At 36.8% G+C, this 24,392-nt stretch carries 22 protein-coding genes; 20 read left to right on the top strand and 2 right to left on the bottom strand.

Features of this window, described 5'->3' with window-relative positions; translation table 11 throughout:
* Window positions 1–53: 53 nt before the first annotated feature.
* Window positions 54–800 (bottom strand): SDR family oxidoreductase, encoded by a 747-nt coding sequence (locus tag FR7_RS15765; RefSeq protein ID WP_007933191.1) that lies wholly within the window; start codon window positions 798–800, stop codon window positions 54–56.
* A gap of 166 nt (window positions 801–966) precedes the next feature.
* On the opposite strand from FR7_RS15765, the gene FR7_RS15760 reads away from it, so the two are divergent.
* The 5 genes from FR7_RS15760 (at window position 967) to FR7_RS15740 (ending at window position 6,283) form a co-directional block, all read left to right on the top strand.
* Complete coding sequence (locus tag FR7_RS15760) at window positions 967–1,887, top strand: AraC family transcriptional regulator (RefSeq protein WP_007933189.1); 921 nt, start codon at window positions 967–969, stop codon at window positions 1,885–1,887.
* A gap of 224 nt (window positions 1,888–2,111) precedes the next feature.
* Complete coding sequence (locus tag FR7_RS15755) at window positions 2,112–3,149, top strand: threonine aldolase family protein (RefSeq protein ID WP_007933187.1); 1,038 nt, start codon at window positions 2,112–2,114, stop codon at window positions 3,147–3,149.
* Window positions 3,150–3,277: 128 nt separating this feature from the next.
* Window positions 3,278–4,108 carry an arginase family protein gene (locus FR7_RS15750; protein WP_237714833.1) on the top strand — a complete coding sequence of 277 codons (831 nt, stop codon included), beginning with the start codon at window positions 3,278–3,280 and terminating at the stop codon, window positions 4,106–4,108.
* A 188-nt stretch (window positions 4,109–4,296) separates the two neighbouring features.
* Complete coding sequence (locus tag FR7_RS15745) at window positions 4,297–5,013, top strand: helix-turn-helix transcriptional regulator (RefSeq protein WP_007933185.1); 717 nt, start codon at window positions 4,297–4,299, stop codon at window positions 5,011–5,013.
* Window positions 5,014–5,125: 112 nt separating this feature from the next.
* A complete protein-coding gene (locus tag FR7_RS15740; RefSeq protein ID WP_007933184.1) occupies window positions 5,126–6,283 on the top strand; it encodes an MFS transporter in 1,158 nt (385 codons plus the stop codon).
* Window positions 6,284–6,316: 33 nt separating this feature from the next.
* Here FR7_RS15740 and FR7_RS15735 read toward each other — a convergent pair whose 3' ends face one another.
* Window positions 6,317–7,234: a 4Fe-4S double cluster binding domain-containing protein gene (locus FR7_RS15735; RefSeq protein WP_007933183.1), complete on the bottom strand. Its 918-nt coding sequence runs from the start codon at window positions 7,232–7,234 to the stop codon at window positions 6,317–6,319.
* A 118-nt stretch (window positions 7,235–7,352) separates the two neighbouring features.
* Between FR7_RS15735 and FR7_RS15730 the strand changes: the two genes are divergently transcribed.
* From FR7_RS15730 to FR7_RS15660, 15 genes are all read left to right on the top strand, one after another.
* Window positions 7,353–7,916, top strand: a complete 564-nt coding sequence (locus tag FR7_RS15730) for a CGNR zinc finger domain-containing protein (protein ID WP_017531599.1) — start codon at window positions 7,353–7,355, stop codon at window positions 7,914–7,916.
* A gap of 119 nt (window positions 7,917–8,035) precedes the next feature.
* A complete protein-coding gene (locus tag FR7_RS15725) occupies window positions 8,036–8,512 on the top strand; it encodes a GNAT family N-acetyltransferase (RefSeq protein ID WP_007933181.1) in 477 nt (158 codons plus the stop codon).
* A 176-nt stretch (window positions 8,513–8,688) separates the two neighbouring features.
* Window positions 8,689–9,252 (top strand): acyloxyacyl hydrolase, encoded by a 564-nt coding sequence (locus FR7_RS15720; RefSeq protein ID WP_007933180.1) that lies wholly within the window; start codon window positions 8,689–8,691, stop codon window positions 9,250–9,252.
* 76 nt (window positions 9,253–9,328) lie between these two features.
* Window positions 9,329–9,868, top strand: a complete 540-nt coding sequence (locus FR7_RS15715; protein ID WP_007933179.1) for a nitroreductase family protein — start codon at window positions 9,329–9,331, stop codon at window positions 9,866–9,868.
* Window positions 9,869–9,895: 27 nt separating this feature from the next.
* Entirely contained in the window at window positions 9,896–10,255 is a 360-nt protein-coding gene (locus tag FR7_RS15710) for a cupin domain-containing protein (RefSeq protein WP_007933177.1), read from the top strand.
* Between the two features lie 288 nt (window positions 10,256–10,543).
* On the top strand, window positions 10,544–11,266 hold the full coding sequence (locus FR7_RS15705; RefSeq protein WP_007933176.1) for a sulfite exporter TauE/SafE family protein: 723 nt from the start codon (window positions 10,544–10,546) through the stop codon (window positions 11,264–11,266).
* Window positions 11,267–11,584: 318 nt separating this feature from the next.
* The gene (locus FR7_RS15700) at window positions 11,585–15,241 is read left to right on the top strand and encodes a dynamin family protein (protein WP_007933175.1); all 3,657 of its coding nucleotides are present in this window, start codon (window positions 11,585–11,587) and stop codon (window positions 15,239–15,241) included.
* A gap of 270 nt (window positions 15,242–15,511) precedes the next feature.
* Entirely contained in the window at window positions 15,512–16,198 is a 687-nt protein-coding gene (locus tag FR7_RS15695) for a class I SAM-dependent methyltransferase (protein ID WP_007933165.1), read from the top strand.
* A 91-nt stretch (window positions 16,199–16,289) separates the two neighbouring features.
* Window positions 16,290–16,724, top strand: coding sequence for an N-acetyltransferase (locus tag FR7_RS15690; RefSeq protein WP_007933164.1), 435 nt, complete (start codon window positions 16,290–16,292; stop codon window positions 16,722–16,724).
* A gap of 561 nt (window positions 16,725–17,285) precedes the next feature.
* Window positions 17,286–19,328 carry an OPT family oligopeptide transporter gene (locus tag FR7_RS15685; RefSeq protein ID WP_007933161.1) on the top strand — a complete coding sequence of 681 codons (2,043 nt, stop codon included), beginning with the start codon at window positions 17,286–17,288 and terminating at the stop codon, window positions 19,326–19,328.
* A gap of 200 nt (window positions 19,329–19,528) precedes the next feature.
* Window positions 19,529–20,131: a DJ-1/PfpI family protein gene (locus FR7_RS15680; RefSeq protein WP_007933159.1), complete on the top strand. Its 603-nt coding sequence runs from the start codon at window positions 19,529–19,531 to the stop codon at window positions 20,129–20,131.
* 39 nt (window positions 20,132–20,170) lie between these two features.
* On the top strand, window positions 20,171–20,551 hold the full coding sequence (locus FR7_RS15675; RefSeq protein ID WP_007933157.1) for an MmcQ/YjbR family DNA-binding protein: 381 nt from the start codon (window positions 20,171–20,173) through the stop codon (window positions 20,549–20,551).
* Window positions 20,552–20,626: 75 nt separating this feature from the next.
* Window positions 20,627–21,082: an EamA family transporter gene (locus tag FR7_RS15670; RefSeq protein ID WP_237714832.1), complete on the top strand. Its 456-nt coding sequence runs from the start codon at window positions 20,627–20,629 to the stop codon at window positions 21,080–21,082.
* 367 nt (window positions 21,083–21,449) lie between these two features.
* Window positions 21,450–23,717, top strand: a complete 2,268-nt coding sequence (locus FR7_RS15665) for an ATP-binding cassette domain-containing protein (protein WP_007933153.1) — start codon at window positions 21,450–21,452, stop codon at window positions 23,715–23,717.
* Between the two features lie 10 nt (window positions 23,718–23,727).
* Window positions 23,728–24,147, top strand: a complete 420-nt coding sequence (locus FR7_RS15660) for a MarR family winged helix-turn-helix transcriptional regulator (RefSeq protein WP_007933141.1) — start codon at window positions 23,728–23,730, stop codon at window positions 24,145–24,147.
* The last annotated feature ends 245 nt before the right edge of the window (window positions 24,148–24,392 follow it).

The following is a 24,392-nucleotide window of genomic DNA, read 5'->3' as shown; positions in this document are numbered from 1 at the left end:
TCTCTGTAACTGACAACGGAGGTTCAATTATTTTCAGACTACTGATTGATTAGTTATTTTTTGAAAGAATCCCAATTTTGTTGTGCGATTGTATCTAACATATCTCTTGAGGCACGGAGTACATTTAGGCTCGATCCGAAGCCGATTTCTTTCTCTTCAGCTTCAAAACCTTTAAAAACAGCTTGGGCGAAATCATCAACTGGCGCTCCAAATGTATGTAGTCCCACACCGCCTAAATCGGTATTAACTGCAGGCGGGGCCACTTCGATAACCTCAACATCAGTATCCGATAACTGCAATCTTAGACTCATCGTGAAAGAATGCAGGGCAGCTTTCGTTGCACCATAGATAGGAACCCAGGCAGGAGGAGTAAAGGCCAATCCGGATGTAACATTAATAATTGACGCTTTTTGCTGACGAGTTAAGTGTTGGATGAAAAGCATTGACAGATGGATGGGAGCCTCTAAGTTTGCGGTAATTTCTTGGCGATAGTAGTCCCAATCCATACTGGCATCCAATAAATTGATCCGTTGCTGGATTCCTGCATTGTTGACTAACACATTCATTGTTGGAAATGTACTTGTAACCCGATTATATAAATCTTTCCGTCCTTCTTCGGCAGATATATCGCAAACGATAGTATGTAATTCGGGAAATTTCTCTTTAGCCTCCATCAGCTTTTCCGGCCTGCGGCCACAAATGATTACCTTGTTACCATTTCTTAAAAATCGTTCGGCTAAAGCGAGTCCAATTCCGGAAGCTCCACCTGAAATTAATACTGTATTCCCCGTTAGACGCATATAACAATCCTCCTTAGTTTTTTAGATGTAACATACCAATATCTATGAGATCATTATATATTAAGAATAGGGTTACCATGTAGTCCATTTATCGTTTATCATTGCCTGATCCTACAAAAGATTGTATTATTTTAGTAGCAAATGCCACACTGAAAGGAATTTGAAAATGAATAACGACTTAACAGATGATAAGATTTCAGAAGGACAAAAAGAATTGGCCTTGCGCATTGGCCGGCTTGTCAATTCAGATGGGACGTATACTACCGCTATCGCTTCTTTGCGTTTGTCGCGTGTATCCAATGTAACTGAAACGTTACGTCATTTTATTTATGAACCTTCTTTAGTAGTAATTGCACAAGGCTCCAAAATTGTGATGCTGGCAGGTGAAGTTTATCAATATGATCCGACAGCCTATCTGGTTGCTTCTGTTCGACTTCCTATTTCAGGACGAATCATCCAGGCCACTCCTCAGACGCCTTTTTTATGTGTGAAACTGAGTTTTAGTTCTGAGCAAATTTTTGCTATCATCAAGGAATCCGATCATATGTGGAGAAGTAGAACGGATGTAGGGCGAGGGCTGTTGGTAAATAAGACTAAAATTGAGTTACTTGACGCTGTGATAAGGCTTGTTCGCCTTTTAGACACACCTCAGGATATTTCAATTCTTTCTCCTTTGATTATTCGTGAAATCCTTTATCGGATTTTACAGGATGAGCAGGGCAATCTCATTCAATCCTTTGCCTTGATTGGCAGTCACGCGCAATGCATTGCCAAAGTAATTCAAATGGTTAATCGTGATTTTGCTAAGCCACTGCGAATTGAAGAGCTAGCAAGAAGCGTAAATATGAGCATTTCATCATTGCATAATCAGTTTAAAAAAGTTACAGCCATGAGTCCTTTGCAATATCAAAAACTGATAAGATTGCAAGAGGCACGCCGCTTGCTGCTAACCGAATCCTTGAGTGCAGCAGAAGCTGGATTTCAGGTCGGCTATGAAAGTCCGTCTCAATTTAGCCGGGAATACGCCCGTAAGTTTGGTTTACCCCCTATAAGCGATGTCAAGCAGCTTCGAGATTCTTTAATTTGAACACTATTTGGGAAAGCTGCAATAAGCTGAATTATTATGATTTCCCTAACGCATTCTCCATTTTTTGCATAAGGATCTCCTTCATGATTGTGCTTATGATTATAATTGTTAATCAAGTGGCTTACATTTATACTTACTAAATAAAGTTTTTATTCCAATTACCAGAAATACATGCTTCTATGTTGTAATTCAAAAGAAATTAGATGGATTGGAGAAGAGATAAGATGATACGATTTGAAAGTGATTATACAGAAGGTGCTCATGAGCGAATTATGAAACGGTTATTAGAAACCAATGAAGAACAAACACCCGGTTATGGTATGGATGAACACTGTGAAAAAGCCAGAGCTTATATTAGAAAAGCGTGTCATGCAGAGAATGCAGATGTACACTTTTTAGTTGGGGGAACACAGACTAATACTACTATTATCGCTTCCATTTTGCGCCCGCATCAAGGCGCAGTTGCTGCCATTACTGGACATATCTCAGTACATGAAACTGGGGCGATTGAAGCTATTGGCCATAAAGTGCTTACTTTGCCGAGTGATGATGGAAAAATTCAGGCAGAACAGGTTAAAGAATTATATGATGCTCATTGGAATGATGTTAATCATGAGCATATGGTACAGCCCGGTTTGGTTTACATTTCCCATCCTACCGAGAATGGAACCACTTATAGTAAATCCGAATTGGAAGCATTAAGTAAAGTTTGCCGGGAATGCGGTTTGCCGCTTGTTATGGATGGCGCCAGATTAGGATATGGTCTGGCTTCCAAAGGCAATGATTTATCTGTGGCAGATATTGCAAGGTTATGTGATGTATTCTATATAGGGGGAACGAAAATTGGAGCATTATTTGGTGAAGCAGTAGTAATTATAAATGATGCTTTGAAAAAAGATTTCCGGTATTTTATCAAGCAAAATGGAGGAATGCTGGCTAAAGGGAGATTATTGGGGATTCAGTTTGAGACCTTATTTGAAGATGGCTTATACTATGAAATTTCTAAGCACGCCGTGGATATGGCGATTATGATACGGGAGGCATTTGCTAAAAAAGGTTTTTCTTTTCGATATGATTCTACAACAAATCAGCAGTTTCCAATTTTGCCGGATAATGTGTTAATGGAATTGAGTAAAAAGTATTCTTACTCTTTCTGGGAAAAAGTCGATGCTGCACACAGTGCTGTAAGATTTTGCACCAGCTGGGCTACGAAGAAGAAAAATGTTGAAATTCTGATAAAGGATATTGAGGCATTACAATAAAGGACCTTTGATCAATCCTTCTTTGTTATATTGCAGGTGTAATTAAATTTTTGGTACTGGCTTCACTAGTAGTCTTTTTGGCAGGGGCGGGCTTTAGTATGTATTTAATGACGAAAGGAAGCATGATTATGAAAAAACATTTGAATATTTTCTTTCCCCAATGGCAAGGTGGGGGTCAAGATAAATCAACATATGAAGGTGCAATTGAAATCAAAAAGAAATACCTAAGTGCAAAACCGTTTATTGATGTTGAAGTAAGTCTAGAAGATGATTATCTTATCGAAAATAATATCATTGGATATAAATCAATTATGAAGCAGCTAGAGGAATGTAAGAAATTGATCATGCAAGAAAAGCCCACAACCATTTTCACTATTGGTGGTGGCTGTGATATTAGCATTGTTCCCGTATCTTATTTGAATAGCAAAATAAAAGGGGATATTACGATTCTATGGTTTGATGCTCATGGAGATCTCAATACTCCCGAATCCTCTTATAGTAAAGCCTTTCATGGAATGCCACTTAGAATGCTGCTTGGGGAAGGGGACTCCAAACTTTTAAGTCAGGCATTTTCTATACTGCTGCCTTCACAAATTATATTATTGGGAAGTAGAGAACTTGATGATGCTGAGGTACAGTATATCGAAGATAAAAATATTAAACTATTAACAGTAGAGGATATTGAATCAAATATAAATAATGTGTTAGAGACAATTAAATCAAAAGGATCGGAAAATATTTATATTCATATGGACTTGGATGTCATAGACCCCGTAGTATTTCCCTTTGTTCCAGTTCCTGCTGTAGGTGGATTAAAGATTGAAACACTTTCTAGTTTCTTAAAAGTACTGGATAGAGAATTTAATATTTTAGGTTTATCTCTTGTTGAATATCAACCTGCAGGAAAACCAACATTTCAAATTTTGGAGAAGATTATAAACATGGGAGTTGCTCTTTAATATAGATTAGAAAAAGATGCTTTATAAATCAACGACATATTTAAAACAGGAGGGTATTATAATGAGACTTAAATTATAGCCGGATGTATCGGCGAGTGGTTCGTATTAATGGAAATTTACAATAGCAGCTCAAAAAGAATGATCTATAAGTATGTAGAGAAAATAGCTTTAAATTGGAGGGGGAATTAGTGCGGCAAGTTTACTCTTCATTTGCAGAAAAAGTATGCTTTATTGATATTAAACATACTCATATCCATGCTTTTGGGCATTTAATTCTGCCACTTCAAGGTACATTAAACTTGCAGGCGAGTCAGAGATCAATTATCGTTGACCAGCAGCACATCCTGCTGCTGCCTCCTGCATGTGAACATAGTTATTATGCTAAGGAACGAAATGAATTTTTAGTGTTTTTTATTCCTCACACAATGTTTTCACATAATGGAGTCGATGAAGTGAAACATTTAGAGTTTGATGAACGCTGGCGTGCATTACGTTTTTTGATGCTGAGCGAATGTCAAAATAAACAGACAAATACGACTGCGATGAATCAGTTACTTTATTATTCTTTTCAGTTGATACAGCAAAATCACAAATATCCGTCAATTCGTTATCTTCATGAGAATTATCATACTGGTATCTCGCTTGAGATGTTAGCTTCATTAGAACATTATCATGTTGGTTATTACAGTCAGTGGTTTCAAAAAAAGATGGGAGTTAGTGTGCAAATATATCTTCAAAAGTTGAGGATTGAAGAAGCTAAACGGTTACTACGAGAAACGAATTATACCATTTTAGAGATTGCCCAAGAAGTTGGGTATGAACATCAAGCATCATTAACAAGGATATTTAAGCAGGTTGAAGGAATCACTCCCAGTGTTTATCGTAGTAATCCCATAAATAAGTAAAAAGGATCTTATATGCGGTTAAACGTACAACTTTTATTGTGCTTATACTAAAGTAAGGCTGATGCCTTGCTTTTTTTATTTTTTAGCAAAGATTTGAGGGGGGGAGATAAAAGTGTTTAAGCATAGTCAGTTATTAGTATTGAGTAGTGCTGCCTTTTTGCTTATGTTGGGAGATGGGATGGTTCTTGCGTTATTGCCACAAACGGTTATATCGTTAGCTAACTCAAGTTCATTAGTTGGATACCTGGCATCCACGTATGCTTTTGCTCAGGTAGCATCACAACTTCCTATTGGAGTATTTGCAGACCGGTGGGGTTTCAAAGTTTTTGTATTGATGGGATATATAGTAAGCGTCATTGCTGGTTTGTTATTCTATTCTACTAATAGTGTGACTTTAATATTTTGTGGAAGGATATTACAAGGAATTGGTGAGGCACCAATATTAAGTTTGGCTCCAGCCCTGTTATCACTTCGATATTCTGAACATAAAGGAAAGGCAATAGGCGTGTATAATGCCTCAATTTACTTAGGAATGACTGTAGGACCATTTTTGCGAGTGGTAGTATTCAAAGCCTGGTCTGATAATCAAATCTTTTTATTTTATACTATCTTGTGTGCTATAGGAGCTATTATTATTGCTTGCAGCATGAAAAATAAAATAAAAAATCAAAATGTAGTTACAGAAACGATAACAATAAAAAGTCTCTTAGCTTTAACGAGAAATCCACAAATTCTGGCTGTGCTTTCGGGCATTGCCTTATATGGAGCGGGATTTGGTATATTTATGACAATCATTCCAGCATTCATCATTCTTGTAAAAGGCTATAGTCAATCATACATTAACATATTTTTCTCACTATTTTATATTGCAATTAGTATGGCGCAGATCGTTATTGGCTGTTTGTCTGATAGATTGGGACGTCAAATCTTTATGGTAGTTGGTATGTTAGCAGCAGCGGGAGGATTAGCAATATCTTCATATTTTGATCATTTTGCACTTACTGCAGCTTTATGTTTTTCAAGTTTCGGGTTAGGAACCTATTACTTAGCTTCTATGGCATTTCTAAATGAAAAGGTATCTAATGCTAATAAAGGAGCCATTACAGGAATATACTATCTTTTCTGGGGAATCGGTATGTTTTGGGGGCCTCTGATTTTGAACAGCTATATAGAAGAAAATAGTTATAGCTTGGGATTTGATATATTTTCAGAGATTCTGGCTGTACAAGCTATTGTACTTTTTGTTGCAAAGTTTCTCCCTTTCAAGTAACGAAAGTATAACTTACATAGAAAAAAAGGTGGATTAGCGTAGAAGCAATGCTTTGAGATTTCTTTGAAGAGTAGTGAGCTCATATTCAGTTAGATTCAATTTTTCAAGCGTGTCCCAGGTGGTCTTTGGAAGTCCAGTAAAATCATTCTTGCTTAATAAAAGATCGATCTCAGATTCAGTCAAAATATTTTTGAGATTTGCTGTTAGAATGTAATTTTGATTTTGAGGGCAGGCTAGCTGGCAGCGCATACATCCTACTAAAGAGTTATGCCAGGTACAGTCAACCCAGTCAGGGAATATTTCAGAAGATTCATTGATATATGTAAGACACTTTGAAGCATGGATAATAGTTCTATTTATGTCAATACACTTTGTAGGGCAACTATTTAAACAAGCCCAGCAATTGTTACAAGCCGGCATTCTTTGTATGTCTCGCCAGGAATCTGAATCGCTAGGCATCTCGGATACTAGGGCAATCAGTCGATAGAAGCTTCCCATACCGCCAATATAGGAAATATTGTTTCTGCCGTATTGACTGAGTCCACTTCTAACTGCAAGGAGTTTCAGAGGAAGTTTTGCGCGGACTAAGGAAAAGTTTCTTTTTTTTAATTCACTTTCAGCAATATGTAATACTAGTTTTTCCGCTTCCGTATAGATGTAAGTGGGTGGTACAATGATGTCTTGTTCTTTTCCCCGCCATATAAAGCGAAGTCTTGTAATTGGCTGTGGTACTGCTGCAATAATGATTGATTGTGCATTTGGCAGTACTGTAGAGTAGTCGTATTGAAAGTCATTTAAATAGTTGTGTATCAATTCATTATTCAGAAGCCTGGATTGATATAATTCTAGCATTTCCTGCTGTAGGCTATGAAGATGATGGATGGGTACGAGTGTTCCTTTGCAGCCATTCTGATCTAGCTTTGTGAGTAATGTAGCTGTCAGTGCCTTCATACTAATTCCTCCTAAATGCATTGTGTAACGTTTAATTTGAATAATGAGAGTTACGGTGATATACTAAGTATAGTGGTTAGTTTTGTAACTGTCAATGATGCGATAAGGAGTTACAATGATGAGGGAATTAAGTTTGGATTTTTTAAATACGCGGTGGTATCTTACTCATAAACTTAATAAGGAGATATTGACAGACCCTATATTATTTAAGGAATTTCTGGAAGTACGTCAGTTGCAAGTAGAAATACCACTTTCATTTGGTACAATAGAGAGTTTGTTAGAATTGCGCACATTTCTGGCAAAAGTTCTAGAGGATTATACGAGAGAGAATTCAATATCGTTAGAGGCTATAAAGAGGATAAATCATTATCTAGCAATATCAACCTGTAGAAGGGTAGTGGAACAGGGGGAACATGGAATCCGCATAACAATACAGCCGTTATCGATTGATTGGAATTGGATTATAGCTGAAATAACCGCCTCCTTTGTCGAATTAATCGAATATGGTGACAACAATCGTATTAAAATTTGTGAAAATCCAGATTGCAAATGGTTTTTTTATGATGAAACGAAAAGTCGCACAAAGCGATGGTGCGATGATAAATGTGCGAGTTTGATGAAGGTAAGAAAGTTTCGGGCCAAAAAAAAGATAATTGCCAAAACCGCAGGGACTCTGGAGTAAGTATCTAAAATTTATTCTAGAAATTTGTATTGAAGTATTATCAGAGCATGTTATAAAATGTTGACTAAGGATTCCATAGTAAATGGGTACAAACGATAACCAATAAGGAGGAAATATTGATGAGTATAGTCAATTTGAATTATAAGATAAAAAGAGCTGAGTTAAAAGATTCCTATAGTATTGTGATTTTAGTGCAGAGTCTACTTAGTGAATTGCATAAAAAGGACGTAGACTTGAACCTGGAATGCTCAGTTGAAGTGTGCAGCAGGATCATAGAAAATGATGATAATAGAATTTTTATTGCGTTAGATAAGGGAAAGGTAATAGGCGTAATAACAGTTGTACAATCTATGGCTATATATGCAGGAGGGCGATTTGGCATTATAAATGAGTTTTATGTGTTGCCAGAATATCGTAGTTGTGGGGTTGGGAATTTGCTAATAGAGGAAACTGTTAAGTTGGGTAAAAGCAAAGAATGGCATAGAATAGAAGTTGGTGCTCCTAATGAAAATAATTGGCAGCGTACCATTGATTTTTATATTCGAGAAAATTTTACTCCCATTGGGCCCAGATTAAAAAAAGATATAAGCTGCTAATTATAATATCCTTTTCTCTTTACATGGATGTAAAAGTGTTTTATTTTCAACATCATCAAATTAACAATTTTATTTAGCGCAAAAGCTATCTCTTGAAACGAAAACTATGGTTAATTTTTTGCACAATGATAACAATAGGGTTAATAATAAAAAAATCATACGGGGGCGTCGGTATTGTGCGTAGATTCATTTGTTTAGTCATTGTCATTAACTTTTTGCTGATTTTCATGCCGGGAAAGTCATACTGTTATGCGGACGGTTCCAAGCTTGAACTGGATTGGGACTACTTCACTCCATTTACCAGCAACCGCGATATTGATACGGTGTCACTACATATACTTGAGAAAATTTCCGAAAAAAATAATAAGTCTGTATATAGAGGTATTACAATCACACGGCCGTATGGAAGTATAGATTACAAGCAACAGAATCAAGACAGCTCTGCAGTCGGCATCGGGCCTGTTTATATGATTCGCAAGGAGAAAGAACTCTCCGGTAAGCTATCAGCAGCATTCGATATGAGCGGCGGATTTATCCTATATGATAAGACATTTCCGGCTGGCGGACGACATTATAATTTTATGTGGCGGGTCGGGCCTCAATTCATTTATAAAATCAGTGAAAACTCTTCAGCGAATATCGGGTATATGCTAATGCATGTTTCTAATGGCGGTGTTGGAGGTCATAATCCTTCCTATAACGCTCACGGAGTTTCATTAGGTTTTGTGACAAATTTTTAAACCGATAAAAATTCTAGTTTCGCGTCTTGGCCTTGGGGGAGAACCATAGAGTAACAATAGAAAGGAGTAACTGTATATGATGGAACAGATTAAGATGCGTAGAAGTATAAGAAAATATCTTGATAAATCAATAAAGGATGCAACAATCATTCAATTAATTGAGAGCGCAAGACTCGCCCCGTCAGGAAGTAATACACAACCATGGCATTTTATCATTGTAAAATCTGAATCGGCCAAACAAAAGCTAGCTGAAGTATCCCATGACCAAAAATGGATGCTATCCGCTCCAGTGTTTATTGTTTGTGTTGCAGATATTTGTTCCAGAATAAATGGTGATATACACCTAACCTTGGATGAAAATAGTCCACAGGAAGAAGTTAAGCAAATTATAAGAGATACGTCAATTGCAATAGAGCACATTTTACTTGAAGCCAGCAATCTGGATTTAGGTACTTGCTGGGTTGCTTGGTTTACCCAAAAGGAAATCAGACCAATTCTAAATATCCCTTCTGACAAGTATGTAGTTGGTGTTATTACGGTTGGCTATACAGATGAAAAACCGACCCCTCGTCCACGTAAAGAACTTGAGGAAATAATCCATTATGAGAACTGGTAAATGAAAAGATAATGGGGAGTGTGAGATATGGAGAAAGTTGTTCTTTCACAGAAATTTAGCCTTTTTGCGGAGCACTGGAGTCCTAAAATTGTCGGTGAATTAAATGATTCATACATAAAACTGGCCAAATTAAAAGGAGAATTTGTTTGGCATCACCATGATGATGAGGACGAACTATTTTTTGTTGTAAAAGGGAAACTATTAATAAAGTTCAAGGATAAAGATGTTTCGTTGGATGAAGGGGAATTTATTGTTATTCCAAAAGGAGTTGAGCATCTTCCAGTTGCAGACCAAGAAGTACATGTGATGCTTATCGAGCCTAAAACAACTTTAAATACTGGTAATATAATAAATGAGAGAACAGTTGAAAACCTGAATCAAATATAGCTTTTGATATGCTCCTCCTTGTGGTAGACAGTATAAATAATAAAACTGTTTACTACAAGGAGGAGCTTTTTATGTGACACAAAGTGAAAATATCAAGAGCAGAAAACCCTTTATATGGGACAAGGAACCTGTCCCCGTGTCCCTTTCTTTACTGAAAATTTACGACATTGAATTACTAGTAGTGCCGGTTTATAATAAGCTTTGGTGAGGTTTCAGTGGGAGACCCATAGTACTCCGACAAACAAGAGTAATCATCTCGAAACTTGGAGGATGGAGGAATAGAAATTCATGGATTATATTATTATTTTTTTTATTATTTGTTTTGCATCATTTATACAATCGATAACGGGATTTGGGTTTGCAGCAGTAAGTGCTCCATTGTTGCTATTTTTTATAAATCCCAATTATGTTGTGGGATTAACGGTTTTTGGAGCTTTACTATCTAATTTTTGGGTTATATATAAAACAAAAGGAAAATCAGATCCTAAGCTTGTATGGCCGATGTTTATTGCAAGTCTTGTTGGTATTTTGCCAGGTGTATACTTACTTAAAATAGTAGATGCTTCTGTTTTTAAATTATGTATTGGAATTCTGATTTTGCTTATGGCGATGTTTATGGCGGGCAATTATGTAATTAAAATTAAAAGGATAAGACTTGCAGCAATTATTGTTGGAATTGTAAGCGGTTTTCTAGGAGGGTCAACAAGTCTCAACGGCCCTCCTGTTGCATTATTTTTTATGAATCAACAGCAGGAAAAAGAAACTTTACGCAAAAATATAGTACATTACTTTTGCCTTGCTAATATTGCAACGCTAATAATCATGTATTTAATGAAAACATTAGATATCAATGCAGTTAGAGAGAGTATTTACGTTGTTCCAGGAGTTTTAATTGGGGCATGGATAGGAGAAAAAGTTTTTGTAAAAATTAGTATGAGTGTTTTTCGCAAGATTTCTATAACGATTATTTTTTTGTGTGGTGTAATTAGTATTATTAATGGAATAATATAAAAGTTTAAATGATTGTTGACCTAAATTTAGTAAAGAGAGATTGAACGTTATGTAACGGTCATAGTCAAGCCGCCTACGCCAATTGGTTATTCAAATCAATTGGCGTAGGCGATAGAGGACTGTAGGGAATCCATTTTCTATGAAAATTTTACATTGTTATATATCATCAAGAACCCGTGAATTCCGCGGGTTCTTTTATATGGGTCTTTATAATTAATCTAGGGATACTGTATGTAGTGATAACATAACATTGCCTATACGTCACTATATAGTGTAAAATAAACGAATTACAGAGTTTGTTATAAGGGGAAATTATTTATGATCCAAACTGCGAATCTGCAAATGAAAATTCAATCATTAAAAGGGAAGCTTTTAGCGGTTTATGCATATTTAGTAGAATACAATGATCAAGAAAATGCTGGAAAAGTTAAACAATTAGCTGATAAGTTAGTAAATGAGGAATTTGCCATTGCATTTTGCGGACATTTTTCTGCAGGAAAATCAACGATCATTAATCGCCTGGTGGGGGAAAATTTACTGCCGTCAAGCCCGATTCCAACCAGTGCCAATCTTGTAAAAGTCAAAGCGGGAGAAGAGTATGTAAAGGTATTTTTTAAAAAGGGCAAACCGCGTTTATATCTCGCTCCCTATGATTATAATATGGTAAAAAACTATTGCAAGGATGGGGATCAAATCCAGTCAATTGAAATTAGCCATTCGGATTCCCAGCTGCCAAGTCAAACCGTTATTATGGATACTCCCGGTATTGATTCTGCAGATGATGCCCACCGTATTGCCACAGAATCTGCTATTCATCTTGCTGATTTGATTTTTTATGTAATGGATTATAATCATGTTCAATCCGAATTGAATTTTATGTTTACAAAAGAGCTGACAGAGGCCGGCAAAGAGGTTTATCTTGTTATTAACCAAGTTGATAAGCATTCCAATCAGGAACTTTCCTTTGCGGAATTTAAAACAAGTGTGGTTGAATCCTTCTCATCATGGGGCGTAAAACCAGCTGATATTTTTTATACCTCTTTAAAGCAAGATGACCATGAATATAATCAATTTCTAGAGTTGCAGGCTTTTTTGGCGGAGCGATTAAAGGAGAAAGATAGCTTACTCCTTCAATCTATTTTTCATTCCCTGCAAAAAATCATCAAAGACCATTTGGACGTAACAAATAAAAAGAATGAACTGGAGTTAGAGCCGTTCAAGGATACCTTAAATGAATTATCCGCTAAGGAGCAGGAAGAGTTAACAGATAACTACAACAGTCTGAGTGAAGAGAAAAACGCTTTAGGCGAGGGGCCGGAAAAGGCAGAAAGCTTATTTGATGCCCAGGTCAATAAAATCATGGCAAATGCTTATTTGATGCCGTTTGAAACCAGGGCGCTTGCGCAAGGATATCTTGAATCGTGTCAGAGCGAATTTAAAGTTGGATGGCTGTTTACAAAACAAAAAACGTTAGCTGCAAGAGAGGAAAGACTGAATCTCTTTTACCAGGGAATACTCGAAAAAACAAAATCACAGATAGAGTGGCATCTGCGTGATTTTCTGTTACGATTTTTAAAGGAGAAACGGATCGACAATAAAGAATTGCTTGCCAAAATCCAGAGCTTTACTGTTCATTTTTCAAGTGAATTATTAGCTGCCGCTGTAAAAACAGGGGCTCGTTTATCAGACACTTCTGTTATAAATTACACGGATAATGTGGCAACTGAAATTAAACTTTTAGCTAAAAGCGCTTTAGCGGAGCTTAAGATCGAAATACTCAGTGCCCTGCAGGATAGAAATACAGCCCTCCAGGCAAGAATAAGCCAAAAATCAGCAAGCCTAGAGCGGTATATTACCGCACTTGAGCAGGTGAAAAAATATGAGTCAGCAAAGAGTCTTGAGCAAAGGTTGCTGGAAACACTGCTTAACGAGGCAAATGGAGTGGAGGATGACCGTTTTCATTTATTTGATCTGAAAGAAGAGGAATTTGAGGTCGTTTATGGGGAAAACAGGCAGGCTCCAGAGGTGCAGAAAAAATCGAGTCTCCCGATGGACAAGCCAATCCCAAAAGAAAAAACTCCTTTACACGCTAACGCCTCAGATCGGATGAAACAGACAGCTGAAAAATTAAAGAAGACAGCGCAGCTTGTTCAGGGTTTACCGGGCTTTAAGAAGCTGGCAGGTGAACTCAAGGAAAAAGCGGAGCGATTAGATCATAAAGGTTTTACTGTTGCCTTATTCGGGGCATTTAGTGCTGGTAAATCTTCTTTTGCGAATGCGTTAATCGGAGAAAGAGTGTTACCTGTTTCACCAAATCCAATGACGGCCGCAATAAACAAAATTAAGCCGATTAATGAATCTTATTCACATGGAACTGTTCTTATTAAGCTTAAAGATGAAAGTGCGATGCTCGAAGAGGTCAATCATGCCTTGAAGCTATTTGATTTTCATGGGGAGAGCTTAGCCGATGCAAGGACAAAAGTAGAAAAGATCAATGAACATTTGGGCCAGCAGGGGGCAGCCGAAAAGACAAATTATGCTTTTCTGCAGGCATTTACTCGAGGATATGCTGCTTTTAGTGAACAGCTAGGTACAGTAATCAAAAAAACGGTAACAGAATTTAGTGATTATGTTGCAATAGAAGAGAAATCCTGCTTTGTCGAATGGATTGATCTTTATTATGATTGTCCCTTAACCCGGAGTGGAATTACTCTAGTCGATACCCCGGGAGCGGATTCCATTAATGCCCGTCACACAGGAGTGGCCTTTGACTTTATCAAAAATTCAGATGCGATTTTGTTTGTAACCTACTATAATCATGCATTTTCAAAAGCGGATCGAGAGTTTTTAATTCAGCTGGGGCGTGTAAAAGATTCCTTTCAATTAGATAAAATGTTTTTTATGATAAATGCCATTGATCTGGCTGATAACGAGGAAGATAAGGAAACCGTTACTCTATATGTCCATGAGCAGCTAATAAAATATGGAGTCAGAAATCCTCACTTATATCCATTATCAAGCTTACAGGCACTGAAAGAAAAAGAGGAAAGGACAACCCTTCCTATATCAGGAATGCCAGCTTTTGAGGAAGCTTTTTATCATTTTATTACCAATGATTTGGCCAACTTGGCGGCTCGAGCATCCGAAAATGAACTAAGCCGTGTTTCTCGTTTGGTAGCGAAGCTCATTGATAGTACCAGAGAAGATGCTGCAGTTAAAAAGCAGAAACGGGAAAATATGGTCGCAGAGAAAGCGGGTATAAATGCAATTCTTGTGCAGCAGACGGCACAAGATTTAAAAAATCGCCTGTATCAGGAAACAGAAGAATTAATTTATTATATCAAGCAGCGGGTATTTTTACGTTTTAATGATTTCTTTAAAGAAGCATTCAATCCTACAGTGTTACGCGACGATGGTCGTAATCTGAAAAAAGTTTTACAGAATGCACTGGAGGAATTACTCGAACAAATTGGATTTGACTTTGCCCAGGAAATGAGAGCAACGACGGTAAGACTGGATCGCTTTGCTGAAAAAATAACAGCAGAGTATCAGGCAATGCTTGTCGAACGAATTCTTGAGATGAATCAGGATTTATCTTTTTCCCTTTTTGAATTTGAGAATAAAGCACAAATTGATTTTGAAGTCGCTTTTAAAGAGATTCAATACGGGTTATTTTCCAAAGCAATGACTTATTTTAAAAATCCAAAATCATTTTTCGAAAAAAATGAAAGTAAATTAATGAGTGAAGAGATGTATCGCGTGCTGAGCTCTGCAGCAGATGAGTATTTACAGAATGAGCAAAAACGGATACAGACGCTATATGGAAATGTCATGGAAGATGAGTTTGAACAATTAATCTCGCACATGACGGAACAGACGGATGACTTTTATTTGAGTCTGCTCTCAGCTCTAGATGGTGGAGTTCCAGCCGAACAGCTAATGAAAATACAGCAAAGCTTAACAGAACTTAGATAAAGGATGAAAGCAGGAATGAACAACAATTTTGGCTGTCAAGGCTCGGAGAATATACAATACACAACAAAGAGCAGACTGATTTATTAGGTCTGCTCTTTTCTATGAGACAATTTTTACTTTGAATTTTTTTATAGGGAAAACTTGAAGGTGGCAGGAATTTTGTGCTTTTACGGGAAATATTTCAAAAATAGTAAAAAATGAATTGAAAGTTCTTTTGTAAGATATAGATGTAGGCATCTATTATTGAGGATATAATGGGAGTGGATTTTGGTGGAGCGTACAACTTTAGAACTAGAATTAGACATTCGAAAAACAAAATTGCATTTTTGGGATGAAGTTCGAAGGACATATAACATTGTGGGAAAAAAATATCATGAATTATTTCATGATGAAATGAGCAAGAAAGACTATGATTGTGAACTTCTTAATCAGTTTGCGACATGTTTTACGAGTAAGTCTTTAATCTGCGACGTAGGATGTGGTCCTTCTGGACATATAGGACGTTACTTATTTGATAAAGGATTAGATGTTTTGGGCTTAGATATATCGGAAGAGTGTATAAATATAGCAAGGAAAGTAAATCCAGGAATGAGATTTGAAGTAGGTAACATGGCAGATATGAATATTGTTGATGATTCATTAGATGGCATAATCAGTTTTTATTCAATAATTCATACACCTAAACGATATCAAAGCTCGATTTTTAGAGAGTTCAATAGAACGCTAAAAAAGGGCGGAAAACTCTTGATTGTTGTGAAGCAGGGGGATAGTGAAGCGGAAATAGAAGAATTACTTGGTTTTGAAACTAAAATATGGTTTGCTCATTTTAGTGAAGATGAAATTCGAGATTACTTAAGTAATAATGGTTTTTCGATTAGGTTTCTGGAGACTAGAAAGCCATATGATTTTGAGATTAGTAATTCGCGCATATATGCAATAGGCGAAAAGAAAGATTAATGCCATGTTAAATCAGTATCACGTAATGCTGAAAATGATTTTTGTACATACTGAATACGAACATGACATGTAAGGATATATAAGGAGAAGTATGATTAAAGAATTTGAGAAATCTGAAATAGATGAAGTTATGAATATTTGGCTTGCGACTAATATTAATGCTCACAATTTTTTGCCAGAGAAATACTGGATAGATAACTATAATGTTGTTAAAGAGCAATACCTGCCGATATCGGAAACCTTTGTTTATAAAGAGGATAGTGTCATTAAGGGATTTATCAGTATCATTAACAACTCTTTTATTGGAGCGTTATTTGTTGCGAAAGAATATCAGGGCCAAGGGATAGGCTTAAAGCTAATCAATCACTGTAAATCTTTATATCCCAAATTAGAATTAGCCGTTTATGTAGACAATATTGGTGCAGTTGACTTTTATAAGCGGTGTGGCTTTGAATTTCAAACAGAGCAGGTCAATGAAGATTCTGCATTTAGAGAGTATATAATGTTCTGGAATAGAATGAGTTAGGTGATAGTTCCATGCCCCATTTTGACAGGGGCTATCTTCTACACTATGTTAAAAAGCTATATTGATCCCTTTTCTATCATGTTATCACTGCCGCTAGCTATTATTGTCGGTCTCGTGATTATGCACAGTGATTTGAATCTTATGAGGTATTAGTGTAATGCTGATACTTTTTTTTGTGCGCGAACAAAGGAAGAAATTTCTTTTCTAGATTCGTCTTTAATATGTAATACTAGTTTTTTCGATTTCGAATATATATAGATAGAAGTTGAAAATAGTAATGACTAGGTGCGTTTTAGGTTCCCTCGACTTAGATTTGAACAATTTTATACATATTTTTACATTGAATTGCCGCGGTTACATAAAAATAATGAAGGATTCTGTGGAAAAATATAGAAAATGAGTAAAATAAGCCTTGTGAGAATATATTGCAATTTACTGCGACCCTCAACAAGGAACTTGTATGATAACGCAGTAATAGATTGGGGGAATGCCCTTGAATTTTTTATAGGAAAGTGTGATCAATCCAGATGGATAAAAACTTATTAGATGAGGAGTATAGGTATGAAACAAGTAGATTTTATGAGTCATGAACTAAATGTTCCTGAGCTTACGCTTCGGGGAATATTGCTGGGAATGATAATTACGGTCATTTTTACGGCATCCAATGTTTATTTGGGCTTAAAAGTAGGACTCACGTTTTCGTCGTCTATTCCTGCAGCTGTTATTTCTATGGCAATTTTGAAGATGTTTAAAGATTCCAATGTTTTGGAAAATAATATGGTTCAGACCCAGGCATCGGCAGCAGGCACTCTTTCAGCAGTTATATTTATTATTCCCGGCTTGCTGATGCTCGGGTATTGGCAAGGATTTGCTTTCTGGCAAACTTTGATGATTTGTGCTTGCGGCGGCGGCCTTGGCGTTTTGTTCACAATCCCACTGCGCCGTGCTATGATTGTCAATAGTGATTTGCCTTACCCTGAGGGGCTCGCAGCTGCAGAAATTTTGAAAGTAGGCAGTAGTAATGCTGCGGGATCCAAAGATAATGGTATAAAAGATATTATGTTTGGTGGTATTTTCTCGGCTATTGTCAGTTTATGTGCAGAGGGTTTTCACGCTATTTCGTCGGGAGTGCACTATTGGTTCAGTTTCGGCAAAGTTACTTCGCAGCTGCCTCTCGGCTTTTCTTCTGCTTTATTAGGAGCTGGCTATTTAATAGGTATTGCCAGTGGTATGGCAATGTTAGCAGGGACTATTTTGTCATGGGGTGTATTTGTGCCCTATCTTACATCTGTTATGTCTCCGGCAGCTGGGCAGAGTGCCAGTGCGTTTGCATCTGCTATATGGGCACAAAAGGTGCGCCTTATCGGTGCTGGTGCCATAGGGATTGCTGCAATATGGACACTTATTACGCTTATAAAACCAATCATAGATGGCATGCGCATTTCGATACAAGCTATGAGTCGTTCAGAAACCGGAAAAAGTTTGCACCGCATGGATACTGATTTGTCTCCGAAAACGACATCCATGGTTTTGAGTATTATTGTTATTGGGTTGCTGGGAACATTTTATTCCTTTATTGCAGATGCGAACCTGTCAGCAGGTACCACAGGGATTTTTGTTGTTACAGGTGTTGCTATCTCTATTTGCATGGGATTCTTTGTAGCTGCTGCATGTGGTTACATGGCCGGACTAATTGGAACATCAGCCAGCCCGATTTCGGGGATCGGCATCTTAGGAATTATTGTATCTTCTCTTGTGGTACTTGGAATAGGTACTGCAGTCAATCTTTTTGACACAGAAATAGGAAGTAAATTCGCCATTGCTTTAGCTATATTCATGACGAGCGTGATTGTCAGTATTGCTGCTATTTCGAACGATAATCTGCAAGATTTAAAAACTGGTTATCTTGTTGGCGCTACGCCATGGAAACAGCAAGTAGCTCTGTTGGTGGGCTGCGTCGTCGGAGCATTTGCCATTGCACCGGTATTGAATTTATTATATGAGGCGTATGGTTTTGTCGGGGCTATGCCACGCACTGGAATGGACGAAAGCCAAGTCCTATCTGCACCGCAGGCGACTTTGATGACTACGATCGCCCAAGGGATTTTCAGTCATAATTTGGATTGGAATTATATTCTTTTCGGCGTGGGAGTTGGGATTTCAATCATTATTGTAGATGTACTATTGAAAAAGAACTCGGCAAAATACTGTCTGCCGCCGTTAGCTGTAGGAATGGGTATTTATTTGCCGCCTACTTTGGAAGTGCCCCTTATCATAGGTGCTGTCATGGGTTATTTTGTGAATCGTTATCTACGTAATCGGGCGATTGAGCGGAGTCCGAAAAACATAGAAGAAGATGTGGAGAAGTGCAACCGCCATGGTGTATTGTTTGCGTCTGGGCTGATAGTTGGCGAAAGTATAATGGGAGTCATCATTGCCATTATTATTGTACTTTCAGTAACAGGCGGTGGCAGTGATTCGCCGCTGGCAATCGTAGGTAAAGACTTTGGCCCCACAGCCGATTGGCTCGGATTACTCGTATTTATTGCGATGATTGCTATATTTATTTATCGCATTGTTAGTGTAAAATTTAAAACTAATTAATGAATCAGGGAGCTGTATCATCTATAATAGTGAAAACTCCTGCAAAGTTAGCTTTGCAGGAGTTTGTATTTTAATTAAAATAAAGTATGATATGAGATTCTTGAAAAAAGTAAAGTCTTTGGTCGGAAATGAATAGAAGGTAAAGGGAAGATAAGAGTGTAATCGTTATCTAAAGAACATTGAAATTGGAGGGTAAACAAATGGGAAAAAATTGTCGTGTAGGTATACTGTTATTTGACGAGGTTGAAGTATTAGATTTTTCAGGCCCGTTTGAGGTTTTTTCTATCGCGTCTGTTCCAAAACAATTGGATAAGCCATTTTTAGTACAAACGGTATCGCAGTACGGCAAGATGATCAAGACTCGAAATGGTCTGATGGTGCACCCAAATTTTAGTTTCGCAAATGCTCCTGATTTCGATATTCTTATTGTTCCAGGCGGATATGGAGCTGAAGAAATAGAAATAAATAATGAAACAGTAATACAGTGGATTAAGAAACAAAAAGATAAAGTGGAATTAATTGCTTCTGTATGTACAGGTGCATTCTTATTAGCGAAGGCAGGATTGCTTAATGGCAAACGAGCTACTACCCATTGGATGGATATTGAACGTCTTGAAAGGGAGTTTCCTGATGTGAAAGTAGAGAGAAATTGCAAATTTATTGATGAAGGTTCAATTATTACTTCTGGCGGAATTTCTGCTGGAATAAATATGTCATTTCACATCATTAAGCGGCTATTGGGTGAAAATGTTGCGAGAATGACTGCAAAGCGTATGGAGTATGATATTATTATTGTAAAGTAATAATATCATGTTACTAAATTTTTTGGATGTGAGGAATGTATGGAAGAAAAGAGACTTAATTTGAATTCAAGAGACCTGTATTTATACTGTCTAACTAAACCCGGATCAATTGAGGATTATCCTTTCGGCGCCGATGTGATTGTTATTAAAGTAGCATCCAAGATATTTGCACTAATATCACGTAGGCACGGTCTGGATATTCTTTCGTTGAAATGTGATCCTGACTATTCTGAGCTATTAAGACAACAATATCCAAGCATAACACCCGGATACCATTTGAATAAACAGCACTGGAATACGCTACTGCTCGACGGTAGTATTCCAGAAAAAGAAATAAGAGGCTTAATTGATCATTCTTATGAACTGGTATATAAATCACTTCCCCGGAGAAAGAGGATGGAAGATCAGGAAGACTGGTGAATTTCATTAACGGTCAAAAATAAGATGCTGAGAATCCTGGTCCGGGAGCTAATGGTTTTTAGAGTCATCTAGTGTTTGAATGTAAATGAAGCAGGGAGTGGAGATGAAATGTTCAATGCCTATCTAATGGCTGGTCTGGCGATGGTATTTTGGGGTATTGCTCCGATCTTTGGGAAATTGGGGCTAGGTGAAATGCAACCGTTGGTTGCACTCACTATTCGTAGTCTGGTTATTAGCGTCATTCTTCTTATAACGATGACTGTGTCTGGGCAGTGGGGTAATATCGCCGAAGTAACAGCAAAAGATACTACATATATTGTGCTTGAAGGTATTTGCGCCGCTTTATTAGGGCAACTGGCTTATTATTATGCACTAAAATTAGGTGAAGTTGGTCGTGTATCACCGATTGTTGCAGCATTTCCGCTAGTTGCCCTGCTTTTAGGTATCGTGTTTTTGGGAGAAAAGGTGACATTTTATAAAGTTGTTGCGGCTTTTCTAATTACCTCAGGAATAGTTCTTTTAAAGTATTAGACATATCTTAAAGAACGCACACTTTGGATATTTCCATATTCTGGCGTGTGTAGCCTTATAGACTCATAGCCTTCGCGAACTAGATAAAAAATGCAGCCTACTACCTTAATGGGGTAGTGGGCTGCTACTGTTTTTAAAGACTTCTTTGGAAAATGCCCCACGTCATGATATATAAATACTCAGTTTTATAAGTGGATAACAAGATAGAGTTGCCATTTCTAAAATATGATTTATTGTAATGATTGTAAATTGCAAGTGCTATAAATTTGCAATCAAAAAAGAAAAGTAGTAAAATATACTTAACCCGGTTATATATTTACGCGGTAATGCAATCTGCTTTAAGATAGCTGCTTTGAAAGGTGATTTTATGGATAAGAAAAATGATGAAGAATATATACATGTAATTGGAGCTAGAGAAAAAAATCTTAAAAATATTGATGTGAAAATCCCAAAGAAAAAAATAACTGTCTTTACCGGTGTTTCAGGCTCAGGAAAATCATCTTTAGTATTCGATACAATAGCAGCAGAATCACAACGACAGCTAAATGAAACGTATTCAAGTTTTATTCGCCATCGCTTGCCGCACTATGGACAGCCAAATGTGGACGCTATTGAAAATTTATCTGTTGCAATTATTATTGATCAAAAACGAATCGGAGGAAATGCAAGGTCAACCGTTGGAACGATTACAGACATATATTCGTTGCTAAGATTATTGTTTTCGCGTATAGGGGAACCCTTTGTTGGTTATTCTGATGTTTTCTCATTTAATAACATTTCGGGAATGTGCCCGAAATGTGAAGGATTAGGAAAAATTGATACGATAAGTATTGAACGGTTGCTGGATAAAAATAAGTCTCTCAATGAGGGATCCATTTTATTTCCTACCTTTGAGCCGGGAGGATGGAGATTAAAAAGATATATCCATTCAGGGTTTTTTGATAATGATAAGAAAATACAAGACTTTACTGAGGAAGAATTAGAGTTGCTTTTATACAAATCAGATATTAAAGTAACCACCCTTGATCCAGAATGGCCGAAGACTTCACTTTATGAAGGCCTTATACCGAGAATTACAAGAAGCTTTCTGAAAAAAGAGGAAGGAGAATCGACCAAATATAAAAAAGAAGTAGCTAGGATTGTTGGTAAAGAAAAATGTCCTATTTGCGGTGGTGCTCGATTAAATCAAACCGTTTTTCAGTGCAGAATAAACAATAAAAATATAGCAGATTGCGTTGAAATGCAAATTACTGATTTGGTAGATTTCATCCGTACCATTAATATTCCCAAATCAGTAACCATAGTCATGGCTATAACCAATCGGCTAGAACACCTAGTTTCGATTGGTTTAGGCTATTTGAGTTTAAATCGTGAAACCTCAACTCTTTCGGGCGGTGAATCACAACGAATAAAAATGGTTCGACAGTTAGGAAGCAGTTTAACAGATATTACTTATATTTTTGATGAACCAAGTATTGGGTTACATCCTCACGATGTAAATAAAATTAATGCTCTATTAAAACTTTTATGTGATAAAGGGAATACCGTATTGATAGTCGAGCATGATCCGGACATTATTAAAATTGCAGACTATATTATTGATATGGGGCCTAAAGCTGGTACAAATGGTGGCAAAATTATATATCAAGGCGCTTTAAATGGCTTGGCGCAAATAGACACACTTACAGGTAAATATTTATGCAATCAAACAAATTTAAAAAAGAAAATAAGAAACGCAGTTGAATGGTTATCACTAAAAAATGCGCATTTGCATAACCTTAAAAATGTTGATGTGAATATTCCTAAAGGTGTTATGACGGTAGTAACTGGGGTTGCAGGTTCAGGGAAAAGTACGCTAATCAATCAGGTGTTACCCCAATTTTACCCTGATACAATTTTTATCGATCAGAAGCCAATCAAAACCTCAAAGCGTTCTAATATCGCTACTTTTACAGAAATATTTGATATAATAAGAGAACTATTTTCAAAAAAAAATGGTGTAAAGCCTGCTTTATTCAGCTTCAATTCACAAGGAGCCTGCCCAAACTGTAAGGGGTTGGGAGTAATATATACAGATTTGGCATTCATGGATACGGTGGTAAATGTATGTGAGGTTTGCCAAGGCAATAGATTTATAGATGAAGTATTAAGTTACAAATTACGTGGCAAAAGCATAAGCGATGTTTTAAACATGACAGTTGAAGAAGCCTTAGACTTTTTCTATGAAAAAGAAATAGCAGCAACCTTAAAAAGGCTGGCAGATGTAGGAATAAATTATATTAAACTCGGACAATCATTAAATACTTTATCTGGCGGAGAATTACAAAGAGTGAAGCTTGCTGTTGAACTGGAAAGCAAAGGGAATATCTATGTGCTGGACGAGCCGACAACTGGACTTCATATGTCAGACATATCAAAGCTTCTTAAGATTTTAGATCACCTTGTTGAAAAAGGCAGTACAGTAATTGTGATAGAACATAATTTAAATGTTATTAGTCAAGCGGATTGGGTTATTGATTTAGGACCTTTTGCAGGACAAAATGGCGGTAATGTAATTTTTGAAGGATCATCAAAGGATTTATTAAATTGTAATTACTCCATTACAGGACAATATTTAAAAAAATATATTAAGTAAGGAGACTATTTTGGCAAAAAAGGAATTAGAAGATTACTATATCCCTTTTCAATGTATGATTATCAGTAATATTAATCGCTTTAATATTCAGGGAGTGACAACAGCACAGTATAATGTATTGGACATTTTAGATAAGCAAGGCTCTAAAACCACTAAGAAGTTAGCAGAGATTCGTGGGATTTCCCAAGCTGGAATGTCTAAACTAATAAAAAGGCTTTTAGAGAAAAACTATATCATACAAAAACGACAGGAGACTGACCGGAGAGCTTATGATATCCTCATTACTCCCGATGGTAAAGATTTTCTTGTAAGATCAGAGAAGTTCAGAAATAAAATCATGAATTTAATTGAGAATACGTTGACAGAAAAAGAGCTGAATTGTTTTATACAGTTATGCAAAAAAATTACCGATTCGTATGTAGAGGACTAGTTGTATGAGTTGAAGGGCTTTAATTGTCTTCTTGAACCATAATCACGACATCCACAGTCAACATAAGCATTAGCCATCCTGCGGCAAAACGCACCGACAAAGATATCTGTTTTAATAAATATTGATTATATAATAATAAAAATGATATAATTGCGTTCAACAATGACACTTATCCTAGTAGATAGTTTTGTTTTGTAAGTTGAACTCAATTATACCAAAAAAGGGATCATTATTTTTTTTGTAAA

Origin of the sequence: Pelosinus fermentans DSM 17108, assembly GCF_000271485.2 — a bacterium.
Classification (GTDB): domain Bacteria; phylum Bacillota; class Negativicutes; order DSM-13327; family DSM-13327; genus Pelosinus; species Pelosinus fermentans.
This window is presented reverse-complemented; position numbering and strand designations above follow the sequence as displayed.